General features: G+C 44.1%; 16 protein-coding genes and 1 pseudogene. 7 read left to right on the top strand and 10 right to left on the bottom strand.

Translation table 11 applies throughout. The features are described from left to right. Nucleotides 1-87: 87 nt before the first annotated feature. Nucleotides 88-1,884 carry a M61 family metallopeptidase gene (locus CWD77_RS09880; protein ID WP_101073395.1) on the bottom strand — a complete coding sequence of 599 codons (1,797 nt, stop codon included), beginning with the start codon at nucleotides 1,882-1,884 and terminating at the stop codon, nucleotides 88-90. 337 nt (nucleotides 1,885-2,221) lie between these two features. On the opposite strand from CWD77_RS09880, the gene CWD77_RS09875 reads away from it, so the two are divergent. Both CWD77_RS09875 and CWD77_RS09870 read left to right on the top strand, forming a co-directional pair. Continuing rightward, nucleotides 2,222-4,438 carry a carbohydrate binding family 9 domain-containing protein gene (locus CWD77_RS09875; RefSeq protein ID WP_101073394.1) on the top strand — a complete coding sequence of 739 codons (2,217 nt, stop codon included), beginning with the start codon at nucleotides 2,222-2,224 and terminating at the stop codon, nucleotides 4,436-4,438. A gap of 332 nt (nucleotides 4,439-4,770) precedes the next feature. After that, complete coding sequence (locus CWD77_RS09870) at nucleotides 4,771-5,568, top strand: dienelactone hydrolase family protein (protein WP_101073393.1); 798 nt, start codon at nucleotides 4,771-4,773, stop codon at nucleotides 5,566-5,568. A 109-nt stretch (nucleotides 5,569-5,677) separates the two neighbouring features. Here CWD77_RS09870 and CWD77_RS09865 read toward each other — a convergent pair whose 3' ends face one another. Next, the gene (locus tag CWD77_RS09865) at nucleotides 5,678-6,955 is read right to left on the bottom strand and encodes a dipeptidase (RefSeq protein ID WP_101073440.1); all 1,278 of its coding nucleotides are present in this window, start codon (nucleotides 6,953-6,955) and stop codon (nucleotides 5,678-5,680) included. 75 nt (nucleotides 6,956-7,030) lie between these two features. Then, complete coding sequence (locus tag CWD77_RS09860) at nucleotides 7,031-8,287, bottom strand: sialidase family protein (RefSeq protein WP_101073392.1); 1,257 nt, start codon at nucleotides 8,285-8,287, stop codon at nucleotides 7,031-7,033. Nucleotides 8,288-8,433: 146 nt separating this feature from the next. On the opposite strand from CWD77_RS09860, the gene CWD77_RS09855 reads away from it, so the two are divergent. From CWD77_RS09855 to tnpA, 3 genes and pseudogenes are all read left to right on the top strand, one after another. After that, complete coding sequence (locus CWD77_RS09855) at nucleotides 8,434-10,431, top strand: ABC-F family ATP-binding cassette domain-containing protein (RefSeq protein ID WP_101073391.1); 1,998 nt, start codon at nucleotides 8,434-8,436, stop codon at nucleotides 10,429-10,431. Between the two features lie 3 nt (nucleotides 10,432-10,434). Then, complete coding sequence (locus CWD77_RS09850; protein WP_101073390.1) at nucleotides 10,435-11,103, top strand: WbqC family protein; 669 nt, start codon at nucleotides 10,435-10,437, stop codon at nucleotides 11,101-11,103. A gap of 452 nt (nucleotides 11,104-11,555) precedes the next feature. Then, nucleotides 11,556-12,019: pseudogene (gene tnpA, locus CWD77_RS15800) on the top strand (IS200/IS605 family transposase). 249 nt (nucleotides 12,020-12,268) lie between these two features. Here the strand turns inward: tnpA and CWD77_RS09840 are convergent. The 4 genes from CWD77_RS09840 to amaB all read right to left on the bottom strand — a co-directional run bounded on the left by CWD77_RS09840 (nucleotide 12,269) and on the right by amaB (nucleotide 17,666). Then, nucleotides 12,269-12,736, bottom strand: a complete 468-nt coding sequence (locus tag CWD77_RS09840) for a PH domain-containing protein (protein WP_165779126.1) — start codon at nucleotides 12,734-12,736, stop codon at nucleotides 12,269-12,271. 71 nt (nucleotides 12,737-12,807) lie between these two features. Further along, entirely contained in the window at nucleotides 12,808-13,224 is a 417-nt protein-coding gene (locus tag CWD77_RS09835; RefSeq protein ID WP_101073388.1) for a DoxX family protein, read from the bottom strand. Between the two features lie 121 nt (nucleotides 13,225-13,345). Beyond that, the gene (locus tag CWD77_RS09830) at nucleotides 13,346-15,958 is read right to left on the bottom strand and encodes a serine/threonine-protein kinase (protein ID WP_101073387.1); all 2,613 of its coding nucleotides are present in this window, start codon (nucleotides 15,956-15,958) and stop codon (nucleotides 13,346-13,348) included. A gap of 187 nt (nucleotides 15,959-16,145) precedes the next feature. Beyond that, nucleotides 16,146-17,666 carry an L-piperidine-6-carboxylate dehydrogenase gene (gene amaB / locus CWD77_RS09825; RefSeq protein WP_101073386.1) on the bottom strand — a complete coding sequence of 507 codons (1,521 nt, stop codon included), beginning with the start codon at nucleotides 17,664-17,666 and terminating at the stop codon, nucleotides 16,146-16,148. Nucleotides 17,667-17,755: 89 nt separating this feature from the next. Here amaB and CWD77_RS09820 point away from each other — a divergent pair, with 89 nt between their 5' ends. Then, nucleotides 17,756-18,526 carry a TrmH family RNA methyltransferase gene (locus CWD77_RS09820; RefSeq protein ID WP_101073385.1) on the top strand — a complete coding sequence of 257 codons (771 nt, stop codon included), beginning with the start codon at nucleotides 17,756-17,758 and terminating at the stop codon, nucleotides 18,524-18,526. 144 nt (nucleotides 18,527-18,670) lie between these two features. After that, the gene (locus CWD77_RS09815; protein WP_101073384.1) at nucleotides 18,671-20,005 is read left to right on the top strand and encodes a PhoH family protein; all 1,335 of its coding nucleotides are present in this window, start codon (nucleotides 18,671-18,673) and stop codon (nucleotides 20,003-20,005) included. 130 nt (nucleotides 20,006-20,135) lie between these two features. Here CWD77_RS09815 and CWD77_RS09810 read toward each other — a convergent pair whose 3' ends face one another. The 3 genes from CWD77_RS09810 to CWD77_RS09800 form a co-directional block, all read right to left on the bottom strand. Beyond that, entirely contained in the window at nucleotides 20,136-21,374 is a 1,239-nt protein-coding gene (locus tag CWD77_RS09810) for a BaiN/RdsA family NAD(P)/FAD-dependent oxidoreductase (RefSeq protein WP_101073383.1), read from the bottom strand. 117 nt (nucleotides 21,375-21,491) lie between these two features. Further along, on the bottom strand, nucleotides 21,492-22,247 hold the full coding sequence (locus CWD77_RS09805) for a FecR domain-containing protein (protein ID WP_101073382.1): 756 nt from the start codon (nucleotides 22,245-22,247) through the stop codon (nucleotides 21,492-21,494). 17 nt (nucleotides 22,248-22,264) lie between these two features. Next, nucleotides 22,265-23,398: a hypothetical protein gene (locus CWD77_RS09800; protein ID WP_101073381.1), complete on the bottom strand. Its 1,134-nt coding sequence runs from the start codon at nucleotides 23,396-23,398 to the stop codon at nucleotides 22,265-22,267. Nucleotides 23,399-23,479: the final 81 nt, after the last annotated feature.

Here is a 23,479-nt window from a genome sequence, read left to right as displayed (position 1 = left end):
CTCCAGCTAATTAAGATTATTGAGGCTCTCAATTCACGAGAGCCTCAAATTATCTAAACGCTTAGTCCATCCGATTGGAGAGCATTATCACATACTTTTTAGCCAACGGCTTCTTTTTTCTGCCAGACGGGATTCAGCTTCTCTATTTACGGATGTTCTGATGGATGGATCGGCAACCAGTTCAACGTCCACAATCCTCTCTTCTCCCGTCCGAACCGTTCGAATTGAGATGGTATCTCCCGGTTGATAGTCTGATAAAATTTCATCAACACTTTCGACCTCAGAGAGCAGAGCCCCTCCGATTTCCAAAATCTCATCATTCCTGTTAATCCCCGCTTCGTATATGGGTGATCCAACAATGGCATTGGTCTGCAATCTGCCAATCCCATTGTTTATCGAAATCGACGTACCCAGAACAGCCCTGCCGGGATTAGCTTCTTCGAACGTTAAACCAATCGAATCAAAAAGCCGCTGATAATCCGGCAACTTGCTATTGTAGATGTAGTTGTCAAAAAAATCATCGGAAAATTCTTTACCGGCATACGCTGACAATTCCGCTCTGATATCCCGGATTGTATATGGAATTTCATCCCTGCCGTAATTTTCCCACATTTGCTTCATGAAATCGTCCAGATTCAAATCTCCATCCAGATCACGAAGTGACAGGTCAAGGGCTAATCCCAAAACGCTCCCGTAGGTGTAGTACGAAATAAAGGTATTCTCTCGGTTGGTTGGGTCCACCGATCGGGCCGCATCAACAAAAGGCGCCTGATAGCTCATTTCAATAGGATTGAAGTAGTTTCTTCCTGTAGAGTTTGCCACAAAATTGATTCCACCCGAAAGTACTTCTACATACTGTTCTTCCGTGATAATTCCTGCTCTTGCAAGTATCAGGCCTGTATAGTAACTGGTAAACCCTTCGGCAAACCAGAGCTCCCCACTCATATTAGCCTCTTCAAAATCGAACGGTTCAAGTGATGCCGGGCGAATCCGCTCTACATTCCAAATGTGAAAAAACTCGTGAGAGATCGTACTGATTCGGTAATCTTCCAATGGCTGATCGATCGGTTTTGTGCCCGACACCACGGTTGAGTTGCGGTGTTCCATCCCGTCTCCGCTGGCATTGGGCGAGTAGCAATTTAAAAATGTGTATTCACCATAGTCGAAATCCGGCAGTTCACCGAAAACATCTCGCTGTTTATGTACAATTGCCATCACCTTTTCAAAATAGGAATCCACCTCTGCCTCAGTGGCGTGGGTGTGGAGAGCCATTCGAATCGTTTGCCCGTCCACATTTTCATCTCGAAGAAAAAAGTCGGCAATCTCAACCGGGCTGTCTAAAAAGTAGTCCAGATCGGGTGCATAGTATCGATTTTCTTCCAGATGCCTCAGCTGTGTTGCCACCTTCCAGTTCAGATCATCCCGAACATTAAACGTCACCTCAATCGGCCGATGTTCATAATTTCTTGCCCAAGCAAAAGTTGCCGGTATGTTCAGGTGAGCATGGGATTCATCAATCTGTGAGTAAGTCCCATCACCGCGGTTTGCAAAGAGTGTATATTCAAATCGAACGGTTCCATTATGACCGCTTACATTCCACTGGTGCGGATTTGGTCGGGTAATCTTGAGTTCATTCCCATCGCCGTCGAACGCTTTTACAGCGTACACATTTTTAGCAAACTCATGAAGTGCGTATCGACCCGGTGATGTTCGGCTCATTCGAACTTCAAGTTCCTTCTCCTCCAAATTCTGAAAGTGAATTGAAATCTCTGCTTCGTGATGAACAGCATTATCAAAAGAGATTTCATATTGTGTGGTAGTTTGAGAAAAACCAACAGAATGAACCAAAAATGTTATAAAAAAGAGAAGTATCGATCGTTTCATAAATAGAACTTTAGAATTATTTGAATACGTTCGGAAGGTAATAAAATTCGAATCCGATTTCTGAGGATTACTCATAGTCATAAATTAGTATCGCGATAATTCGTACACAACACTGTATGCAATTTGTTAAAAATTGTGCCATTTGAGTTCGATATTCAGTGCCTGATTCCACCTGGATTAATACCGGTAATGGGTGAGTAAATTCAGTTTCTATTGAAATTAGAAACTTTCTTTTTTTGCAGTTTGATTGAAACAGCGATCACAACATTTAACACACCCCTTTTTGATCATTTCCCTATATTCAGCTGTTCTCTGAAAAATAAATCAAGCCAACTGAATGAAGTTTTTTACGATCACTGCTCTTATAGCCGTTACTCTTCAATTTCATCTGAACCCGGTGTCTGCCCAAACCACGCAGCCGGTCCCTGCCCCCACAGATTTTGAAGTACATGCCGTTTTTACGGAAACCCCACCATTTATTGACGGAAATCTGGATGACCCGACCTGGCAGGACATTCAGCCCATCACAAATTTAACACAGGTTTGGCCGGAGGATGGTGCACCGGCAACTGAGGACACCGAAGTTCGAATCGCCTACGATCGCGATAACCTCTACTTCGCCTTTCGATTTTATGATGACAATCCGGAACTGATCCGTGCCAAAAACCTGGAGCGCGGTGGGCGCAATAATCGAGACGACCATGCCTACATTGGTATCGATACCTATCTTGACGGACGGAACGCCTACCTTTTTGAAATGAACGCTTTGGGAACACAGGATGATGCTCTCGTCACGGATGAAGTACTCAACTACGACAGTTTTTCATGGGATGCCGTATTCCGAAGTGAAACCGTTATTGATGATGAAGGATGGACGCTGGAAGTAGCCATCCCGTTTCGTCAACTCCGATTCCCAGAGGGTGAAGAGCTGGAGTTTGGCCTGATGGTCTCCCGGATGATCAACCGAAAGAACGAGCGCGTTCTCTGGCCGGCTATCGGAATGGAGTATGGAGGGAGTTTCGGTGTTCTGGCCGCAGCCTCACAATATGGTCGGCTGAAAGGCTTGAAAGGAATTAATCGTGGAAAAAATATTGAGATTAAACCATACCTGATTTCCGGTGCGCAGGAGGTTCGACCCGATCTGCAAAACGAGACGACCGATATTGACTACAATTACGATTTTGGCGGAGACCTGAAATACAGCATCTCCTCCAACATGACATTAGACCTTACCGTTAACACCGATTTTGCTCAAGTTGAAGCAGATAATGTTCAGCTAAATCTGACCCGTTTCAATCTTTTTTTTCCTGAAAAACGTGAATTCTTTCTGGAGCGCGCCGGACTTTTTGAGCACGGGAATACCCGCTCCACACAAACCTTCTTTTCGCGGAATATCGGTCTAACCGATCAGATTCTGACCGGAGCACGGGTAACAGGACAGACCGGACGCTACTCCATCGGTTTGATGAATATTGAAACCGGTGACGGCATGGGAGATCTGTTTGGAGTGAATTCTACCAACAATTCGGTGGCCCGATTTCAGGCTAATGTTTTTCCTCGCGCAACCGTGGGTACGATATTCACGAATGTAGAGCAGCCCGATGGTTACAACCGTGTTCTTGGGTTCGACACCCGATACCGCTTTTGGAGTTCCAGTCAGTTTGATGCCTGGTATACCAACGTTTGGGATGACAACAGTCTGCTGAATGATGCGGCAGGGAATATTTCAATCCAGCTTGAAAACGATATCTTTGAAGGAGGCTCATCATTTACCTCTGTGGGTCAAAACTTCCGTCCGGAGTTGGGTTTTGTTCGTCGCCTGGATTTTCGTCAATACTCTGCAAACGCCGGTTATAAACCCAATGTAGATTTTAGTTCCATTCGAAAACTCTACTTCAGAACTTCGTACGACTACTTTGAAGGACAGGACGGTACACTGCAAACCACGGAATTTTCGGCATCCATTCGATCCGAGTTGGGGAACCGCCAATCTTTTGAAGTAGAATATGAACGACTTTTTGAAAGACTGATCAACAACTTCACACTTCGTCCCGATGCAATCATTCCCGCCGGCGACTATACATTCCATACGCTATCTGCAAAGGGAAGAACGGATGAAGCACGAAATGTATTCGGATCGTTCGATTTTTCCACCGGTCAGTTTTATGACGGTAACCGTACCGATTTTGGTGTCGATTTCGGATTTCGCCAGTCAAAGCACTTTCATATTGAGGGCGGAGTGAATCACACCATCATAAGGCTCCCGTTTGAAAATGGAGATTTTGAAGCCACAACCATCCGGTCATCGTTACTCGGTGCCATCAGCAGAAAGCTGTTTGCCAAAGCCCTGATTCAATACGACAACTTCTCCAGAAATCTACAGTCAAATCTACGAATCAACTGGATTCACAGACCCGGAAGTGACCTTTTTCTCGTATTTAATACAAATTATCACATCACCGGCGATAACGAAGATCTCTTCGGTCCGCGAAAAGACTTCATCCTAAACAGTCGTGCAGGAATCGTTAAATTGACTTACTTGATCATGATTTGATGTTCAAAATCACAGGTCAAAATGAGCTCGGAATAGGCTCTACATACAAGCCGGTCATTCATGGTCGGAAACGTTCTCGCTGAGTTTCGCAGATTACCTCGCAGATTTTCGCAGAGTGATTCTGCATTCTAAATTGAAACTTTCCCTTTCACCTAACATCGATTCGACGCTCACTATCAATCAAAACTTGAGCCCCTTATGGGCTCTATATACGAGCCTGCCTGCGCTGAAGCTTTGGAAGACAGGCCGCTCATTCATGGCCGGCAGGTATATCTGAACGATATCACCGGTTTGTGGCTTTAAACATATACTCTACAACCAATTACAAGTACATGAAATATTTGATACTCACACTGTCCCTCCTATTCGTCAGTCAAACCGTATCTGCTCAGGATTTCGCCCTGCAGCAGCTTGAAGACTCTCCCCGCCATCAGGAGTGGGTGGAGGTGAAAGATGGCGACCGTACCATTCACAGTTTTGTGGTCTATCCCGAAGTTTCAGAAAATGCAATGGCCGTTATAGTAATTCACGAAAATCGAGGACTAACCGATTGGGTACGAAGTTTTGCCGATCAGCTTGCGGCCGAAGGATATATTGCAATTGCACCGGATCTGCTATCTCAGTTTGATGAGAATTACCAGCGAACACGGGATTTTGAGTCAAGTGATGCCGCCCGGGACGCTCTCTACCAGCTCGAACCGCAACGGATTACCCAGGATCTGATGGCTGTTCAAAATTATGTTACCGATTTACCAGCTGCTACCGGTGAAGTTGTTGTGGCGGGATTTTGCTGGGGAGGATCGCAAAGTTTTCGGTATGCCACAAATGCTGATGGATTATCTGCAGCTCTCGTCTTTTACGGAAGTGCTACAACCGATGAAGATCGTATCCGGAACATTTCCAGCCCTGTTTATGGATTTTACGGCGGTGACGATCAGCGCATCAATTCTACCATACCGGAAACCTCTGAACTGATGGAGAAGCATGATAAAACGTATATCTATAACATCTATGAGGGCGCCGGACACGGATATATGAGAACAGGCGATGCCCCTGATGCCGAAAGGGCAAACAAAACCGCACGCGACAGTTCATGGGAGTGGATACGGGATATTTTGAGTGATCTTTGATTTTTCCTGCTCAAGTGCCACCGACAATTATACAACCAGCTTAATATAAAAAGGCGAGCTCTTTAAGCTCGCCTTCTCTATAAATAAAACATTGGATGAAAGATTAGAATCAATCAAAATCGGTAATCAGAGCTTCTGATGGACCTCTTACATTTTGTAATCTTTCAGCTGTTTCCTCAACTCCGCGCATCACACGAAGCATATTTTCACCTGCAATTTTACGCAGATCTTCTTCACTGTATCCTCTTTTGAGCAGTTCTGCAAACAGATTCGGATAAGTTGAAACATCATCCAGTCCGGTTGGAAGTGAAGATATACCGTCGTAATCTCCACCTATTCCAATGTGATCTACACCAACCTGGTCGCGAATATGATCAATATGATCTGCTACCTGCTCCAGAGTAGATTTTGGCATCTCATTCTCGTCTGTCCATTCATCCATCTTTTCCTCGATGATATCGGGTTGACCGGGATAAAGTGATTCCAATTTCGCCATGTACCCGCTTCTTTCGGCATACCATTGACGTAACTCCTCGGATGTAAATGACTCCACAAACGTTACCATCACCAAACCATCTTTCTGAGGCAATAGCTGTAAAACATCATCGGGTACATTTCTCGGATGGTTTGAAATCGCTCGTGCGTTGGAATGAGAAAACATAACAGGTGCTTCAGATACGCGGATGGCATCTTTCATAGTTGCAGGTGTGACGTGTGAAAGGTCAACGGCCATACCCAGTCTGTTCATTTCCCGAACAACCTCTTCGCCAAAAGCACTCAGTCCGTCATGCTTCGGCTCATCACCGGCAGCATCTGCCCAATCGAGTGTTCGGCCGTGGGTCAGAGTCATATATCGTACACCCAGCTCATGAAACATTCGAAGCACTCCAAGAGAATTATTAATGGAGTGACCTCCTTCCATTCCCATCAGGGAAGCGATTTTACCTTCAGCAAAGATTCGTTCCACATCATCAGCGGTATGGGCAATTTCAAATACGTCAGGATATTGCTGAGCCATCCGATGTACAAATTCGACCTGCTCCATCGTTTGTTTTACAGCTTCCGGTTCAGGGAGATTGGCTGAAACATATACCGACCACCACTGAGCGCCAACTCGTCCTTCTCTCAGGCGTTCAATATCAGTGTGCATAGACCGTTCAAGGTGAGTCGTATCGTAGAAGTCGAGTTCACTAAACTTGTAACCCGCACGGTTCCGATATTGAAGAGGAGCATCATTATGGCCATCAAAAAGCGGAACACTTTCCAGAATTTCAATAGCCTGTTCTCTATAATCATCCCGATCTGTTTGTGCAGAAAGAGAAGCACAGCCCATGAGTAAAGCTGAAGTAACTGTAACTGCAATTAATTTTGTAAAGTTATTGAGCATATTATTCAGTTTAATTTTTGTTTCACTTTTAAAAATAAAGGTTCTGAGATTCAAGGCAAGATGAGATACAATCTATTACAATTGAGCTTCCTGCATCGACTCGAAAGGTACAATGGCTGTTCTCACCCGGTACACAGGTTGAGTTTGAGTCCAGGCAAAGAGAAGACCGTCATCTGTTGTTATCATTTGAGGGAAACCACTGCTCCGTGATGGTGATGTAACTCCTACGAGCACTGAATCTTTCGGTTCGCCATTCGGGGTTACTTCTGTCAGCATTACATCGCCAACCTCTCCACGATGACGCATCCAGCTTACATAAATAGTACCGTCACCGATCATTTCAAGGTCTACTCGTCCCATAGATCGATCACCTGCAATTTCAATCGGGTCGGTAAAGGTCTGTCCTCCATTACTCGATCGAATCAGCATTGTGCGGGACTCATTATCCTCCATAGTAAACCAAGCCACCGCCACACGGTCACCATCTGCAACCGCTTTAGGCCCGTTTACAGGACAAGCTCCAATTTGCCAGCCATCATCGTAGACGGCCATCGGCTCACTCCACACTCCGTCTTCCAGATCGTACCTTGAAATATAGATATCACGGATTTCATCGTCGGTTCTGTTTCTGTAAACCGCTAAAAATCCGTTCTCAGTCTGCACCAAATCTGTCTGACAGCAGTCACACACTGCATCATCAATTTCCCGACTCCGGGTAATTTCTCCATCCCTCGTAATTTCTGCAGAGCGAAGTGTCATCGACTTACTCATATCTTCATATTCATCATTAGCCCGGCCTTCCGTGTCTCTGCCATCCAGCCATATTGCCAGCACTCTATCATCCGAAATAGGCTTTATGGTCACAAAACCATGTTCTGTAGCTGTATCATCCAGGTGCGGAGTAATTGCATCTCTCCACCGGAGCCCTTCCTCTTCAGGAAACGCCACTTGTACATTATAGGCATAGGGCCCACCCTCTACTTTCTTCAGCCAGTGAGCTGCCGTTACATCGCCATCAAAACCAACCACAGAAGGGAAATCTGCCCAGTTTATAAAAAAGTCTGCTCCCACTTTTACACTTTGGGGCCGTGTCCAGCGTTCATTATCATATGTTGAATATTGCAAGGCATGCATCTCCTCTTCAATACCTAATATCCAGCTCATGTAGATTTTCCCCTGAGCATCCTTTTGCAGGTATGGATAACGTGCACCGGTATCAGCCGGACTGGATGTTGCGTATTCATAAATCGGTTGTTGAAGTTCGCCGTTATTACAAGCTGAAACCAAAAACAGAATCAAAAGCGCTGTAATAATTTGTATCAAAATCTTCATACGAGAATAATTTAAATCAGATCAGAATGATTGGTATTTTTCAGGCTTAAAATAACTTTGAAAGTTCTAACATCCTAAACCGGTTCAAATTGGATTTAGTCTTTCCTGCATTCACTTTTTTAAGTTTTTGATCTCAAAGATTTTCTATGCTTCAACTTGACGGTATCACACTTCACTTTGGCGAACGACCACTTTTTGACGGTGTTTCTACAACCATCAATCCCGGTGAGCGAATAGGTTTGGTAGGCCCCAATGGTGCCGGCAAGTCTACGCTTTTAAAGATCATAGCGGGAGAACAGGAAGCTGATTCTGGATCCGTCAACATGAGCAATGCTGCCACAGTAGGTTATCTGCCTCAGGATGGTGTGGAACCGGATCCCGACCTGACCATATTTGAGGAGGTTGAACGCGCATTTACAGAAATTCTGGAACTGAGATATCGGCAAACTGAACTTCAGCAGAAACTCGATACACTTGAGCCCGATAGCCCCGACCACAAAAAAGCAGTGGAAGAATTTGGCCAGGTGCAGTATCAGATGGAACATTCCGGCTCCTACACATTAGGCGCAGAGATTGAGCGAGTTTTAATGGGGCTTGGATTTAATGAATCAGACTTTACCCGGTCTACCACTGAGTTTAGCGGGGGATGGCTGATGAGAATTGCACTGGCTAAGCTTCTGCTTAAAAAGCCTACCTATCTGTTACTGGATGAGCCGACAAACCACCTCGATATTGAGTCGCTCCAATGGATAGAATCCTTTTTGAAGAACTATGACGGAGCAGTAATCATTGTTTCTCACGACAGGGCTTTCCTCGATTCAGTAACAACACGAACACTTGCTCTCCGGCGGGGCAATCTGGATGACTATGCCGGCAATTTCAGCTTTTACGAAAAGAAATATGCCGAAGAGCAGGAGCTCCTGAAGAAGCAGTATGAAAATCAGCAGAAGGAGATCAAACAGACGCAGGAATTTATCGATCGCTTTCGGTATAAGGCAACCAAGGCAAAGCAGGTTCAGAGCAGAATCAAGCAGCTCGAGAAAATGGAAGAAATCGAGCTGGATCAGGAGCAATCCGAAATCACGTTCCGTTTCCCATCACCTCAGCGGTCAGGTCAGGTTGTGCTGAAACTGGAGAACCTGGTGAAAAAATATGGAGAGAATACGGTATTCGACGGTATTGATTACGAAATTGAACGGGGTGATAAAATTGCGGTAGTGGGACCAAACGGTGCCGGTAAATCGACGTTGATTCGGATACTTGCCGGTTTAGAGCCTATAACCTCAGGAAAGCGAGAAGTCGGGTATAATGTAACCGTTGGCTATTTTGCACAGCATCAGGCTGAAGAGCTGAACCCGAAAAATAATGCGTTGGACGAAATGCATCTTGCCGGTTCAGGAGAACCTGAAACCAAACTTCGAACTATTCTTGGCTGTTTCCTTTTTGAGGGCGACGATGTTTTTAAAAAAGTAGGCGTGCTTTCTGGCGGTGAGAAAAGCCGTGTGGCTCTCGCCAAGATGCTGCTGAACAGCGGTAATTTCCTTATTTTTGATGAGCCTACCAACCACCTCGACATGCAGTCGAAAAATATTCTGCAGCAGGCACTGCAGCAGTTCGAAGGCACCTTGATGATTGTGTCTCACGACAGGGATTTCCTGGACCCGATTGTAAATAAAACGCTCGAAGTTCAGCCCGGATATATCAAAACCTGGCTGGGGGATGTGAGTTACTATCTGGAAAAAAAATCTGAAGAGAGGGCTGCAGAAGATGAATCGGCAAAATCACAGACAAAAAAGAAAAATCAAACTTCAACAGATCCCACCGAAGGGATGAGCCGAAAAGAACAGCGTCGTTATGAGGCTGAGAAACGAAATGCTCTTTCCAAAAAGATAAAACCTCTGAAAAAACGGCTCGAAGAGCTTGAAAATTCTATCGAAGAGATTGAGTTGAGAAAAGCAGAAATTGAAAAATCGATGGCTGATCCCAATTTTTATGATGATGAAGATCATGTAAAAGAGGTTTCCATTGAGTACGAATCGATTAAAACAGAATCAGCGGAGAAAATGGAGAAGTGGGAACAGATCGCCGGACGAATTGAGCATATTGAAACAAGCTTTGATAAAGAATACAGTTCAGCCAATTAAGCTATGAAACTGGCCATTCTCCAGCCCACCCTGATCCCGGACCTTCATGACCTGGCCACTATGCTGGCAGTTGATACCATTGTCTATCAGGACAGCGAACAGTGGTCACGAAAAGGCCGAACCCACCGTGCACTCATTCGCACACCGGAGGGGACAGATTACATTTCTGTACCTGTTTTAACAACCGATAAAAAAAAGCCGATCAACGAGGCTCGAATTGATCACAGCAGAGACTGGATTAACCCGTTGCTGAGGGCGCTCAAGTTTAACTACAGCAATAGTGTTTATTACGATTTTTATGAGCCCGAAGTACGGGCCGATATTGAGACGGGACACAATTTCGAGTATTTACTCGACTACTCACTTTTCCTGAGGAAACGGCTTTTTCAATTTCTGGAGCTTGAAATCCCGGCCAAAATAAAATTCTCCAGTGGTATGAAAGAGTATTCATCCGATCCGGATAAATTGGCAAAGCGGATGAATGCAGAAATCTATTACCAGGAACATGACGCCCGTCATTATCAGCGGCAAGGCAAACAGCGAAGTGATTTGAATTTTTCACATCCTGAGTACCGGCAGCATTTCGACGGTTTTGAACCTTGGTGCTGTCTATACGATCTGTTGTTTCAGTACGGCCCGGAAAGTTTCAGAATATTTGATGAGCTTGTCTAAAGCCTTGTGGCATACCTCTAAGCCTTAATATTCCATGCCAAAAAGTCCATTAGGTCGCTCCTACGGAGCGAATCTATTTATATTGTTTACAGTTGCTATAAACAGGCGATTCCTACGGAATCAGGTTTAAAAATCCTTTCAAAGAATTTTTCTAATTCAAGTATAGCTATTTCAAAAGACTAAGTTGAACTCTACATTCAGCAAAAAATAAACTCCGAAGGAGTTACCTGTTTGTAGATCGTGGAATTGCCTTAAATTTAACGGCTCCATCGGAGCCTCCTCTATTGCAATTTATTGTGATGAAAAAGAGCGTCCAAAAGGAGTAATACTTTCAATATTTTTCAAGTTGCTAAAAACAGAATATTCATTTTGAATCATTAGTGATATTAAATTTATCTGTAAGGCACAGGTAAATACGGCATCATATAAGTAAAAACTATAATTACTTCGCGATGCCTAATACATATTCACAAATATATTTACATATCATATCATATTTGCTGTTCAATTTAGACAGTACCTAATCCCACAAAAACATAAAGAAGAGCTTCATAAATACTTTACAGGTTTGATATCAAATCGTGGATCAAAAATGTTGGCTATCAACTGTATGCCTAATCATGCTCATCTCTTTATCGGATACAAACCAACAATACCTTTACCAACATTGGTTAAGGAGATTAAAGTGGCAAGCAATCAATTTATTAACAGGAGAAGATGGGTAACGGGAAGATTCAAATGGCAAGAAGGGTATGGGGTGTTCTCGTTCTCACAATCACAAATAAATACCGTCATCAATTACATCAATCAACAAGAGCAGCATCATAAAAAAAGAAGTTTCAAAGATGAATATCTTAGTTTTTTGAACAAATTTGGTGTGGATTACAGAAACGAGTATTTGTTTGATTTTAAATAAGGTCGCTCCTACGGAATCAGTTTTTGATATCGATTGTAAATCATGGTGTTTAATTACATGATGAATATCTTTTTCCCCAGCTGCATCACTGTATTGAGATCAAGCAAACTCCGAAGGAGTTACCTGTTTGTAGATTGTGGAATTGCCATAATTTTACGGCTCCATCGGAGCCTCCTGTTTTGCCAATCACTGTGGTGGATAAGAGCGACTCCTGAGGTATCGTCTTTCTGATTTAGATGTCTTCAAATTTCAAGACGAAAAATAAGGTTCAGAATCAACAGAAAGCTGGCTGTGAATGGCATCCTTAAATCTTTCTGCGCTTTTAAGTCCCTTGATTCTCCTTGTTTGGATACTAATTCCAAAAAGTGTAACGATTCCTTTATCCCAAAGTTTATCTAACCAATTTTGATACAAACTAACGTTATCTACTTTATTTAACGGATACTCCTCTGTTTGCAGATAAAAATACCCGGAAATAATGGCCAATCGCTTATTCGTAAGGACATACTCTTTATACGTCCATTTCAAAAATCCCACGAATGCCCAAATTAATCCGACCACAATAAAAATCACTCCGGCTATATTCATCTCCCCTGAAAAAGTCACGGCGATATTATAGATCAAAAACACCAAGCCGCCATAAAAAATGGACGGGTGTTGATTGCTTCTGAGCAAGATTTCTTCGCCTTCTTTCTTATCGAATTTTTTAGAAATCATGGGATGAATAACATTCATTTTTAAAAAATCTCCGGCGACTTACCACCTTAACAGGTCACGAATAAGAGCTACTACTTACCAAATAACTTTTTATCAAGAGAATATTTCCCCGGGCCTGTCAAAAAAAGAACGACAAAACTGATGAGAAAAAACAGCCCCAACTCTTTATCACTGAATGGATCATCTCCATGAGCAATAAAAACCACTACTGTCATATTGATTATCAAAGGAATTAAAGCTCCACGTGTAAAAAGACCCAACAGAACAAGTGCCGCACAGATTGCCTCAGCAAATGTTACAAGTATCAATGATGCGGTTGGACCAATTCCAATGGGATCACCAAAGCCAAAATCACCCTCCAGAACTCTAAGTAGTTTTGGAATCCCATGTGTCATAATCAGCGCGGCTGCACCGATTCGCAGAATCAATATGGCAACATCCGGGTTTACAAATTCATCTAGACGGGCGGAAGTAAGTTTTTTAATCATAATCTGTTATTTGGGTAAAGGGATTCCGGTTTTACAAGGTACTGACAGCAAGTTTCGGATTTCCCAACACAAATCATGACCGATCTATTCATGTTGGAGAAAAATATTAACCGTTTATCAATCAAACTTCCCGAATTTGCTGTACCAAATCTTCCAACAATTGCCGGTCCGGATGATCCTCTTCCAGATCTAGCGCATCCAGAACTTCTTTAGCAGAAGTCGCATACTCGGCAGCCCGATCCGCATTGCCCTCTTCAAGCTCTAACTCGGCTAAATTGCGAAGGTTATCAGCAACATGCCGATGCTCATTGCCAAGTTCTCTACGATTCATTTCCAATGCCTGTAACAGCAAGCGTTCAGCTTCCTCAGAGTTTCCTTTAACCTGCATGGTTTGACCCAAATTGGCTATAACCAAAGCGATATCGTGGTGAGACTCACCAAAAACCGAACGGTAGATAGACAAGGCCTGCCTCAACCACTCTTCGGCCTGTTCCGTCTCTCCCATGTCTCGTGCTACAACTGCAACAGCATTCAGTATCACCGCTGTGGAGGGATGATCAGGGCCGAGAACCCGGCTGCGGATATCCAGAGCTTCTTCAAGATGAAGACGGGCTTGTGGAAGCTGTCCGCGGCGAGACTGCAGCCAGCCAATCTGGTAGAGTACACTGGCAACTGCAGGGTGATCATCATCGAAAATAATGCGACGCAGACGTAACGCTTCCCGGTAACCGGCTTCTGCTTCTTCAAGCCGATTCATTTGTTCCAGCAATGTTGCCAGATTGGTCATTGAATATGTGGTAGAGGGATGTTCTTCACCAAGAACAGAACGTCGCAATTCCAGGGCATCCCGATAGAGGGGTTCTGCCTCCTCGCGCCGGTCTTGAGCAGCCAGTACCAAAGCCAGGTTATTAAGTGAGGAGGCCAGCTCAGCACTTTCGGGTAGTTCTGCTCTTCGCAGATCAAGTGCCTCCTCCAGCAGTCGCTGCGACTCACTCATCCTTCCCAGTGAAAATGCTGCCAGTCCCAGGTTATTCAAACGCTCTGCAACTGCCGGTTTATTCTCGGGATTGGTCAGTTCCAAGGCCTTGCGGTGAGCCTTTTCTGCATCACCATACCGACCAAGCGAAGACAGGGTGTAGGCTTGCATTGTCCAGGCATTGGCAAGGCTGACTGAATCAGGGGATGCCTGTTCATTCAGAATTGCCAGGGCTCGATTCGAAAGTTGATGAGCAGTTTCATGCTCGGCAAGTGAACGGTGAACCCGGGCTAAAACCATATTCATCTCGGCCTGAACCAAAGGTGCTTCATCCAGTGTTTCAATCCTCTCCCGTCCCTGAGCCAGAAGGTTGCCTACGGTAAGTTCATTATCGCTGCTTGAATAAGGGTCGGACTGTTCAAAAAGTCCCACCACAAACTCACTGACCTTTGCTGTTTTAGCAGTTTCAAGCTCGGCAAGATCGCGTTGGAGCTCTGCCCGGTCGCGTTCTTTACTTATTTCGGTGGTATGGTAGTATAAGCCCGAGATTATGGTAAACAGAAGTACAGCTGCAAAAGATGAGACCATTTTATTACGCTGTACAAATTTACGCGATCTGTAGATGATCCCTGCAGGTCGAGCTGATACCGGCAGGTTATCAAGGTAGCGTTTCAGATCGTCAGCCAACGTCTCGGCTGAAGGGTATCGGCGCTCGGGCGATTTTTCAAGTGCCTTCAAAATAATATTATCCATATCACCCTGAAGCTGCCTGAACTGATCTTTCGACTCCCGAACTATAGAACTCGGTTTCGGTACCGGATCTTCACAAATTTTTCGCTCAAAGTCCCCATAAGTGGTCTGCTCCGTAATTGAATAGGGCAGCGATCCGGTTAACAGTTTATAAAGTAGTACTCCCAAAGAGTAAACATCGGTCAGTGTGTTAACCGGTCGATTTTGGATCTGCTCAGGTGCGGCATATTTCATGGAGAAATATTGATGCCCGGATTGCGTTAATTCAGGCAGCTCCCCATCTTGATCGAGCAGTTTTGCAATGCCAAAATCCAGAAGCTTACATTCACCATCCGGATTAACCAGGATATTTGATGGTTTCAGGTCCCTGTGTATAATCAGGTTCTGATGAGCATACTGTACGGCATGACAAACTGAGATAAATAACTCAATCCTTTGCCTGACCGATAACTGATTTTCTTCTGAGTACGAGGTGATAGGTTTGCCATCCACATATTCCATCACCAGGAATGGGACTCCAAATTCATCGGTACTTGCATCATAGAGTCGTGCAATCGAAGGGTGATCAAGCGACGCCTGGATCTGTTTCTCTCGGTTGAACCTTCTTTTGACCTCACTGTTGTTGAGTTCAGTTCGAACTAACTTAATAGCTACTTTCCGCTCAAATGAGCCATCAGCCCGCTCGGCCAGGTAAACATTACCCATACCGCCTCTGCCAATCGGTTTCAACAACTTGTAGCTGCCAACATTTCGGGGCACGAAGTTTTCTTCTGTTTCCGGAGCTGAATCATCTGCCAGATCCTTGAACAGATTGTTGAGATATTGATCCCGCCCCTCTTCAAGGAAGTTTTGAGAGTCATCAGCAGATTCCAGAAGTTGTTTCAAATCCTTGTAGAGCTGCGGATTCTCTTCCCTTAGAGTTTCTAACCGCTTCTGCTTCTCACTGTCACTAAGATCGATGAATGCATCGAATTCAGCTTCGGTGTGTTTCCACCTTTTCCTATCCATGATTGGCTTAGTACCCGATAAATGTTGTTTTAGTTAATCTGTAACTGTCATCACTAAACAGCCAACACAACAATTAATGGTGAAATTACCTGATAAAACTTCATCAACGGAGCAACTGCGAGTACTTATTTAAATAAGGTCTCAGAAACCTATACCCGCAGTTAATCCGATATGATGAAATCAAAAATTACACGTCAAACTCAATTCCCTGCGCAAGCGGCAGTTCATCACCCCAGTTGATGGTATTGGTTTGACGTCGCATATACGCTTTCCAGGCATCCGATCCGGATTCTCGTCCGCCACCTGTCTCTTTCTCGCCACCGAATGCACCACCAATTTCGGCACCGCTTGTACCAATATTGATATTTGCAATTCCGCAGTCTGATCCGCGATGACTCAGAAAACGCTCCATTTCGCGCATGTTCAGAGTAAACATGGAAGAGCTGAGCCCCTGAACAACTCCATTGTGGAGTTCAAGAGCTTCGTCCAGCTCACTGTATTTGATCAGGTAGAGGATTGGTGCAAATGTTTCGTGCTGAACAATCTCGTAGTGATTTTCCACTTCACAAATGGCCGGCTTAACGTAGTGGCCTTCCATATTCTCCAGAACATCACCGCCACAGACAACATTACCGCCCTCTTCTTCAACTTTCTTAAGGGCGTTTTGCATCATATCCACAGCGTCTTGATCGATCAGCGGTCCTACAAGCGTATCCGAATCTAAAGGATCACCGATTTTAATACTCTTGTAAATATTCACAAGTCGCTCTTTAAGTTGATCATATACATCTTCGTGGATAATCAGTCGCCGGGTACTTGTACACCGCTGTCCTGCAGTACCAACCGCACCAAAAACAATAGCCCGGATAGCCATTTCAAGATCGGCCTCCTTACTGATGATAATGGCATTATTTCCGCCAAGCTCGAGAATTGTTTTACCCAATCGGGCTGCAACGGTCTGACCAACCTGTTTACCCATCGGTATTGATCCTGTGGCAGATATCAAAGGAATTCGTTTATCGGTTGTCATCCACTCACCGGCTTCACGGGCACCGGTAATCAGACTGAAAATTCCCTCAGGAAGATCATTTTCTTCCAACACTTCAGCAATAATATTCTGGACAGCCACACCGCAAAGTGGTGTTTTTTCCGATCCTTTCCAGATTACTGTATTTCCACAAATAGCGGCAATCATTGCGTTCCAGCTATACACTGCAACCGGGAAGTTAAATGCTGAAATAACGCCAACCGGACCCAGCGGATGCCACTGCTCATACATCCTGTGCTGAGGGCGCTCCGAATGCATCGTCTTACCGTAAAGCATTCGGGATTGTCCTACAGCAAAGTCACAAATGTCGATCATCTCCTGCACTTCGCCCAGACCTTCCTGGTAAATTTTCCCCATCTCGAAAGAAACAAGTTTTCCAAGAGGTTCTTTATACTTACGGAGTTTCAGTCCAATCTGTCGCACAATTTCACCGCGCTGCGGAGCAGGCATCATTTGCCAGGTTTTAAACGCCTCCTGAGAAGACTTGATTACCTGTTCGTAATCCTCTTTTGTGGTTTCATAAACCTTAGCAATTTCAGACCCATCTGACGGGGTATGGCTGGTTATGGCTTTGGCAGACTTATTCTCAATAAAGTTACGTCCGGTTGATGTACCGGTGTTTTCTTCTTTTAATCCGAGCGAGCTCAAAAAATCTTTCATATGATGTCACTTTCTTAATTATTAGTTTCTTGGAATATATAGCCTTGAACAGCGAAACCCAATTCATACAAACGAGATAGATAAATTTTATGGAGTTCAAAGAGCCCTCGAACAATCAGCTAAAAAAATGGCGTAAACTGCTTCAGGGAAAATATCGAAAACAGGAAAATCAGTTTCTGGCCGAAGGATTACGCTGTGTAGACCAGATTATTCAGCAGAAAAAAGTGATCGTCACAGAGATCTTGGTTGAAAGAAATTCCGAAGTCATCGGTGCGCTTTCCATAAAAGATATCCCGGTTTATGAGTTGGGGCAAAGTGATTTTGAATCGGTATCGGACACAGAAACTCCGCAGGGTGTCATTGCAGTTTGTAATACACCTGCTGAATCTGATATGGAGAAATTATCAAAAAAAGAAGGTTTAATTGTAGCATTTGATGCTATTCAGGATCCCGGCAATTTGGGAACCATGATCCGGACCTCTTCGTGGTTTGAAGCGTCCGGCCTGTTGATAGGACACGGCACTGTTGACCCGTTTCACCCAAAAGTTGTACGAAGCACAGCCGGAGCCACCGGAGCTATATCGTATCGTAAAGCTGACTTACATTCAGAACTTCTGCAACTTGAAGAGAGCGGCTGGAATATTTCTATTCTGGACGGAAGTGAAAATGCTATTTCACTGAAATCTGCTGATAAAACGGGACGAGATATTCTGGTTATCGGTAATGAAGGAAATGGTGTAAATCCTAAACTTTTGCAAAACCGGCGAGCTGTTAAAATTCCCGGAAACAGTAATAACGTTGAAAGTTTAAATGCCGCAATCGCCTTGAGCATCGCACTTTACCAATTTTCGGGTAAATGAAAATGTTCACCGCATAAGCGTATAACTTACAGCAACCATTAATTCATTATTAAGTTTTTTCGGATTGTTGACTCTATCTGTGCGTTTAGGTATAGTTTAAGTAACATCTTACAGAAAATTCCCATCAACCTGACCCGCTTTGCCATGCCACGCACAAAGAAAGCGAAAAAGATTTTTGTACTCGACACTTCTGTCCTCCTCTACGATTCAGACGCCGTTAAAAATTTTGAAAAGCACGACATAGCTATTCCGATTACGGTTCTTGAAGAGCTTGATTCATTCAAAAAAGGAAATTCCGTCACCAATCTTCATGCCCGGGAGTTTATCCGATACCTGGATAAGATTTCAGATGCCAACATGATCGAAAAGTGGATTCCCCTGAATGGGAAAACTCATGGCAACATACGTGTGGTAAGCGATGAAGGAAGCACTGAAGATGCCTCTAAAGTATTCGGTTCTGTAAAGAATGATCATCGAATTCTGAATGCAGCGCTTCGGCTCAGAGAGGAGCAAACTGACAAGAAAGTGGTTCTGGTTTCAAAGGATATCAACCTGAGGTTGAAAGCCCGGGCTCTAAGACTGGATGCTGAGGATTATGAAACCATCCGGATTAAGGATATCGATCATCTTTACAAGGGTAAAACTGAACTCCAGTTTGATGATAATTCCCCCATCAACGATTTGTATAAAAAGGGGCATATTAACCACGGAAAACTGGAGAAAAGCCAGCCAATCAGCAATCACTACTATATTTTAAAAAATCACTCCAGCTCGGCGCTGGGACACTATAACGCAAACAGTAAGTGTGTTGAGCTCATCAAACCGATGAGCGCTTATGGAGTTTCACCCAGAAACGCCGAACAGACCTTTGCACTTCACGCCATTATGGATCCGGAAATACAACTGGTTACCATCACCGGAGCGGCCGGTACCGGAAAAACCCTTCTCGCATTAGCGGGTGCACTGGAACAGCGCAGTAAATATCGGCAGATCTACCTCGCCCGACCCATTGTTCCGCTGAGTAACCGCGATATCGGATACCTGCCCGGAGATGTAAAATCTAAAATTGATCCTTATATGCAGCCTCTTTGGGACAATCTGAGCATCATTAAAAATCAGTACAAAGAGAACAGCGCCCCCTACAAAAAGATCGATGAGCTGGTTCAAACCGAAAAGCTTTCCATTGAACCGTTGGCGTATATCCGCGGACGAAGCCTGAATAACGTTATTTTCATAATTGATGAGGCTCAAAATCTGACCCCACACGAAATTAAAACCATCATTACACGCGCCGGCGAAAACACGAAGATTATTTTTACCGGAGACATTTTCCAGATCGATACGCCCTACCTGGATACACAAAGCAACGGACTATCCTACCTGGTGGATCGAATTCATAATAATGAGATCTATGCCCACATTAATCTGGAGAAAGGCGAACGGTCCACACTGGCCAACCTGGCAAGTAAATATTTATAGATTTGAGATATGAGATTTGAGTGACCTGTCAGCGTTCAGCGATAGCTGGTACTGACAGCGTCTCAACCAAATCAATTAAACAGTGAACTAACTAGCTGTAAACATTCAGGAATGCATACTTTCTCAAATCTCAAGACTCCCCCAACGCATTGGCTGCCAGCCAGCCGTTTGTCCATGCCGCCTGAAAATTAAAGCCACCGGTTACTCCGTCAATATCCAGTACCTCCCCGACAAAAAAGAGGCCCGGAATTTTTTTACTCTCCAGCGTATCAGGGTTTACTTCGTTTAAGGGGACGCCACCGCAGGTCACAAACTCCTCTTTATAGGTTGTTTTACCCTGAATATTATAGCGACTACGAAACAGAGTCTGAGTCAAATCATGAATCTCTTTATTCGAAAGATCTGCCCAGCGTTTATCCGTTTTGATACCGGACAGTTCCAGAAACCGATCCCACAATCTGTTTGGAAATGGAAAGTGATCCTGTTTCGATACGGTTTTCCGGGCGTTGGATTCGCGCAATTTGATCAATTTTTCACGTACCGCGTGCTCTTTGTCCGGATAAACCCAATTGACCAGTACATCAAACCGATACTCCAGGTCGTGCAGATCCCGGGCAGCCCAGGCAGAAATTTTCAGTACGGCCGGTCCGCTCAAACCCCAGTGTGTTATGAGAACAGGGCCGGCCTCTTCGAATGGTAACTGCTCAATTTGTACATGTGCATTTTCTACAGAAATTCCGGCCAGATCGGTCAATACTTTCTCACGAAAGTTGAATGTAAAAAGCGAGGGAACCGGGGAGTTGATGGAGTGTCCAAGTTTCTTCAACCATCCATATGCTTTCTCGCGATTATAGCCACCGGTTGCTACCACAACGGCATCAAAATGCTCCGGACTGCTCTTGCTGATCGATAGCTCAAAGCCCCCTTCTGCCTTCGGGTTTACGGCTTCCACTTTTGTTTTGGTTCGGATACGCACACCACCCTTTTTCGCTTCATTCAACAAACAATCGATGATGGATTGTGAGTTATCCGAAATTGGAAACATTCGCCCGTCATCTTCAGCTTTCAATTTCACACCCCGATCTTCAAACCAGTCTACTGTGTCTTTGGCCTGAAACTGTTCAAAGCTCCAGCGTAATGTTTTTTCACCTCTGGGGTAGTGCTTCGATAATCGTTCAGGGTCAAAACAGTTGTGTGTTACGTTACACCTTCCACCACCCGATATTCGAACTTTAGAAAGTACCTCCCTCGATTTCTCAAATATGGTAATCTTTAAATCGGGATTGATGAGGGCTGCATTTACAGCTGTAAAAAATCCTGCCGCTCCGCCGCCTATAACCGCTACTGATCGAATCTTTTTGGGTTTCATGGATCAAAAATACAAAAAAGATCTACCCGATTTGAGATAAACTATGAAGTTGCCGAAAACAAAAAACCCCCTTTCCAACGTATTGAAAAGAGGGCTTTTCATCATATCAGGCAGAGTCTATTCGTCTGATGATTCCGATTGCTCAAACACTTTGATTTGCTCTTCCACAGTATCTCCTGCACTGTTTCTGAACTGAATCTTCATATCGCGTTCGATCAAATCACTCTCCAGAATTTGGAATTCATCGGCCAGCTCTGCCAGCTCTTGGTCGGTCAACTCACCGCTATCTACGGTGCCATCTGCTTCCACTTGCAGATACATCTTATTACTCAGTGATCTTATTTCACCGGTCTCTCGTATTGTTACTTCTACTTCTCCCTCTTCTACCCAGATTTTATCGTCTGCTGTTACACCAAAGCGGGTTCCTTTCACAGAAGCTACTGCCCGGGTTGTGGTTATTTCAAACTCACGATCCGGACGGCTCTCTACATCAAGAAACATTCCGCCCAACAGCATTCCGACATGAGTACGTATATTCAGATTTCTTTCAGGGTTGAGTTCACTTCGAATCACCATCTGAGATGATGGACTCACTCTTGCGATCGATTCATCCAGAAACAGAACCATTGCATATCCGCTATTTCCGGTAGTCAATGTATCTCCGGAAATCAGTGCCCTGCCTACTTCCTCCAGTGAGTCTGCATACGACACATTGGTAACTGTAACAGAAGGGACATACCTTCTTACATATGCAACCTCATCATCCGTTTCAACCAGTGCAACACGTTCACTTTCGTCTGTAGAGGTTGAAAAAAGATACACCCCCGCAACTACCAGTACGATAACGATTAATAATCCAACTGTTTTTTTCATCACTGTGTCCTCATTAATTAGCTTGCTATCTTTAGTTTGTTCAATTCCATTTTATCTGCCATTTCTCTTAAGTATAACAGTGCATCCCTTTTTGAGTACGTTTCCCCATCAATCACGATCTGATCTAAAAGCAGTTCATCTTCGATAAATTGTTCTGTTTTCTCCTCACCAAAAAGTTTTATGAGCAATTCCCTCACCTCACCTTCTATCGGGTAGAATGCGGTAAACTCAAGACGGTTGGTATAGGACTGAACCGAACTGTCCTCAACTGTTTTTTTAGTGGTTTGTACTTGCCATGCATAAGTTTTACCGGGCTCAAACAATCCGGCAAACCGATCCGGTATCTGATAGCGCGTTTCGTTGGCTACAACATCCAGGACTACTCCTGCCTGCTCATCGCGGATATCATCTTCAGAGTGTTCACTTTCAAATCTTTCAGAAAACAGGTTATTTGCATTTTGAGCACGGTCGAGATCTACAATGACTAATCGGTAGGGCCGACCCTGATCTCCACTCCAGGCAAATTCAGGAGCTTCTTTTGATACATTTAATCCAATCAGCTCAGCCACCACCTCGCGGTCTGCTTCAATAGCAAGCTCACGTTCATCAAGAGTTGTTTCAAAAGAAACGGACGAACGAGAAATCTCTTCCCGCTCATCCATAATATTTTGAACTAAGATGACATCCAGTGTATACCGGTCATCCGTAATCAGGTACCCTCTTCTCAGGTTTTGAATCAGTTTTCTTCCGTTCGATGAAATCAGCAAATTGAAATCCGGCTCACCTTTAATCTCCAGGTTGGAAATGTCTGATATGCTCAGATTTGAAAAAGTAATTTGTCCGCCGGGATTCAGACTAAAAAAGCCGGATGAAGTTTGTTCGGCTGTGAGGATCGTTCCAAATTTCTCACTTCGTATTACAAAAGTAACCGAGTTATTTCTCATAATTCCGCTGGATTGATTTTCAGCAGAAATCCGAAAGAATTGTGATGAACCGTTCTGCTCAATTACCGCACTTAACATTTCAGAAAGATCGTCTTGAGAAAAATCAGCATCCATACTGATGTTCACTTCCAAATCGGACGGCTGGGCTGTAGCCACGATTGAAAATACAAGTAGTAAAAACGTTGATATGAGTATATTATGAGCCATTTAGGGTATTCAGGTATGTTATCTATCCCTGTCTTAAAGAATAGGAGAACCTATGCATTTATGCCTATAGATCTGATTAAC

The sequence above is a fragment of the Rhodohalobacter barkolensis genome, assembly GCF_002834295.1.
GTDB lineage: Bacteria > Bacteroidota > Rhodothermia > Balneolales > Balneolaceae > Rhodohalobacter > Rhodohalobacter barkolensis.
This window is presented reverse-complemented; position numbering and strand designations above follow the sequence as displayed.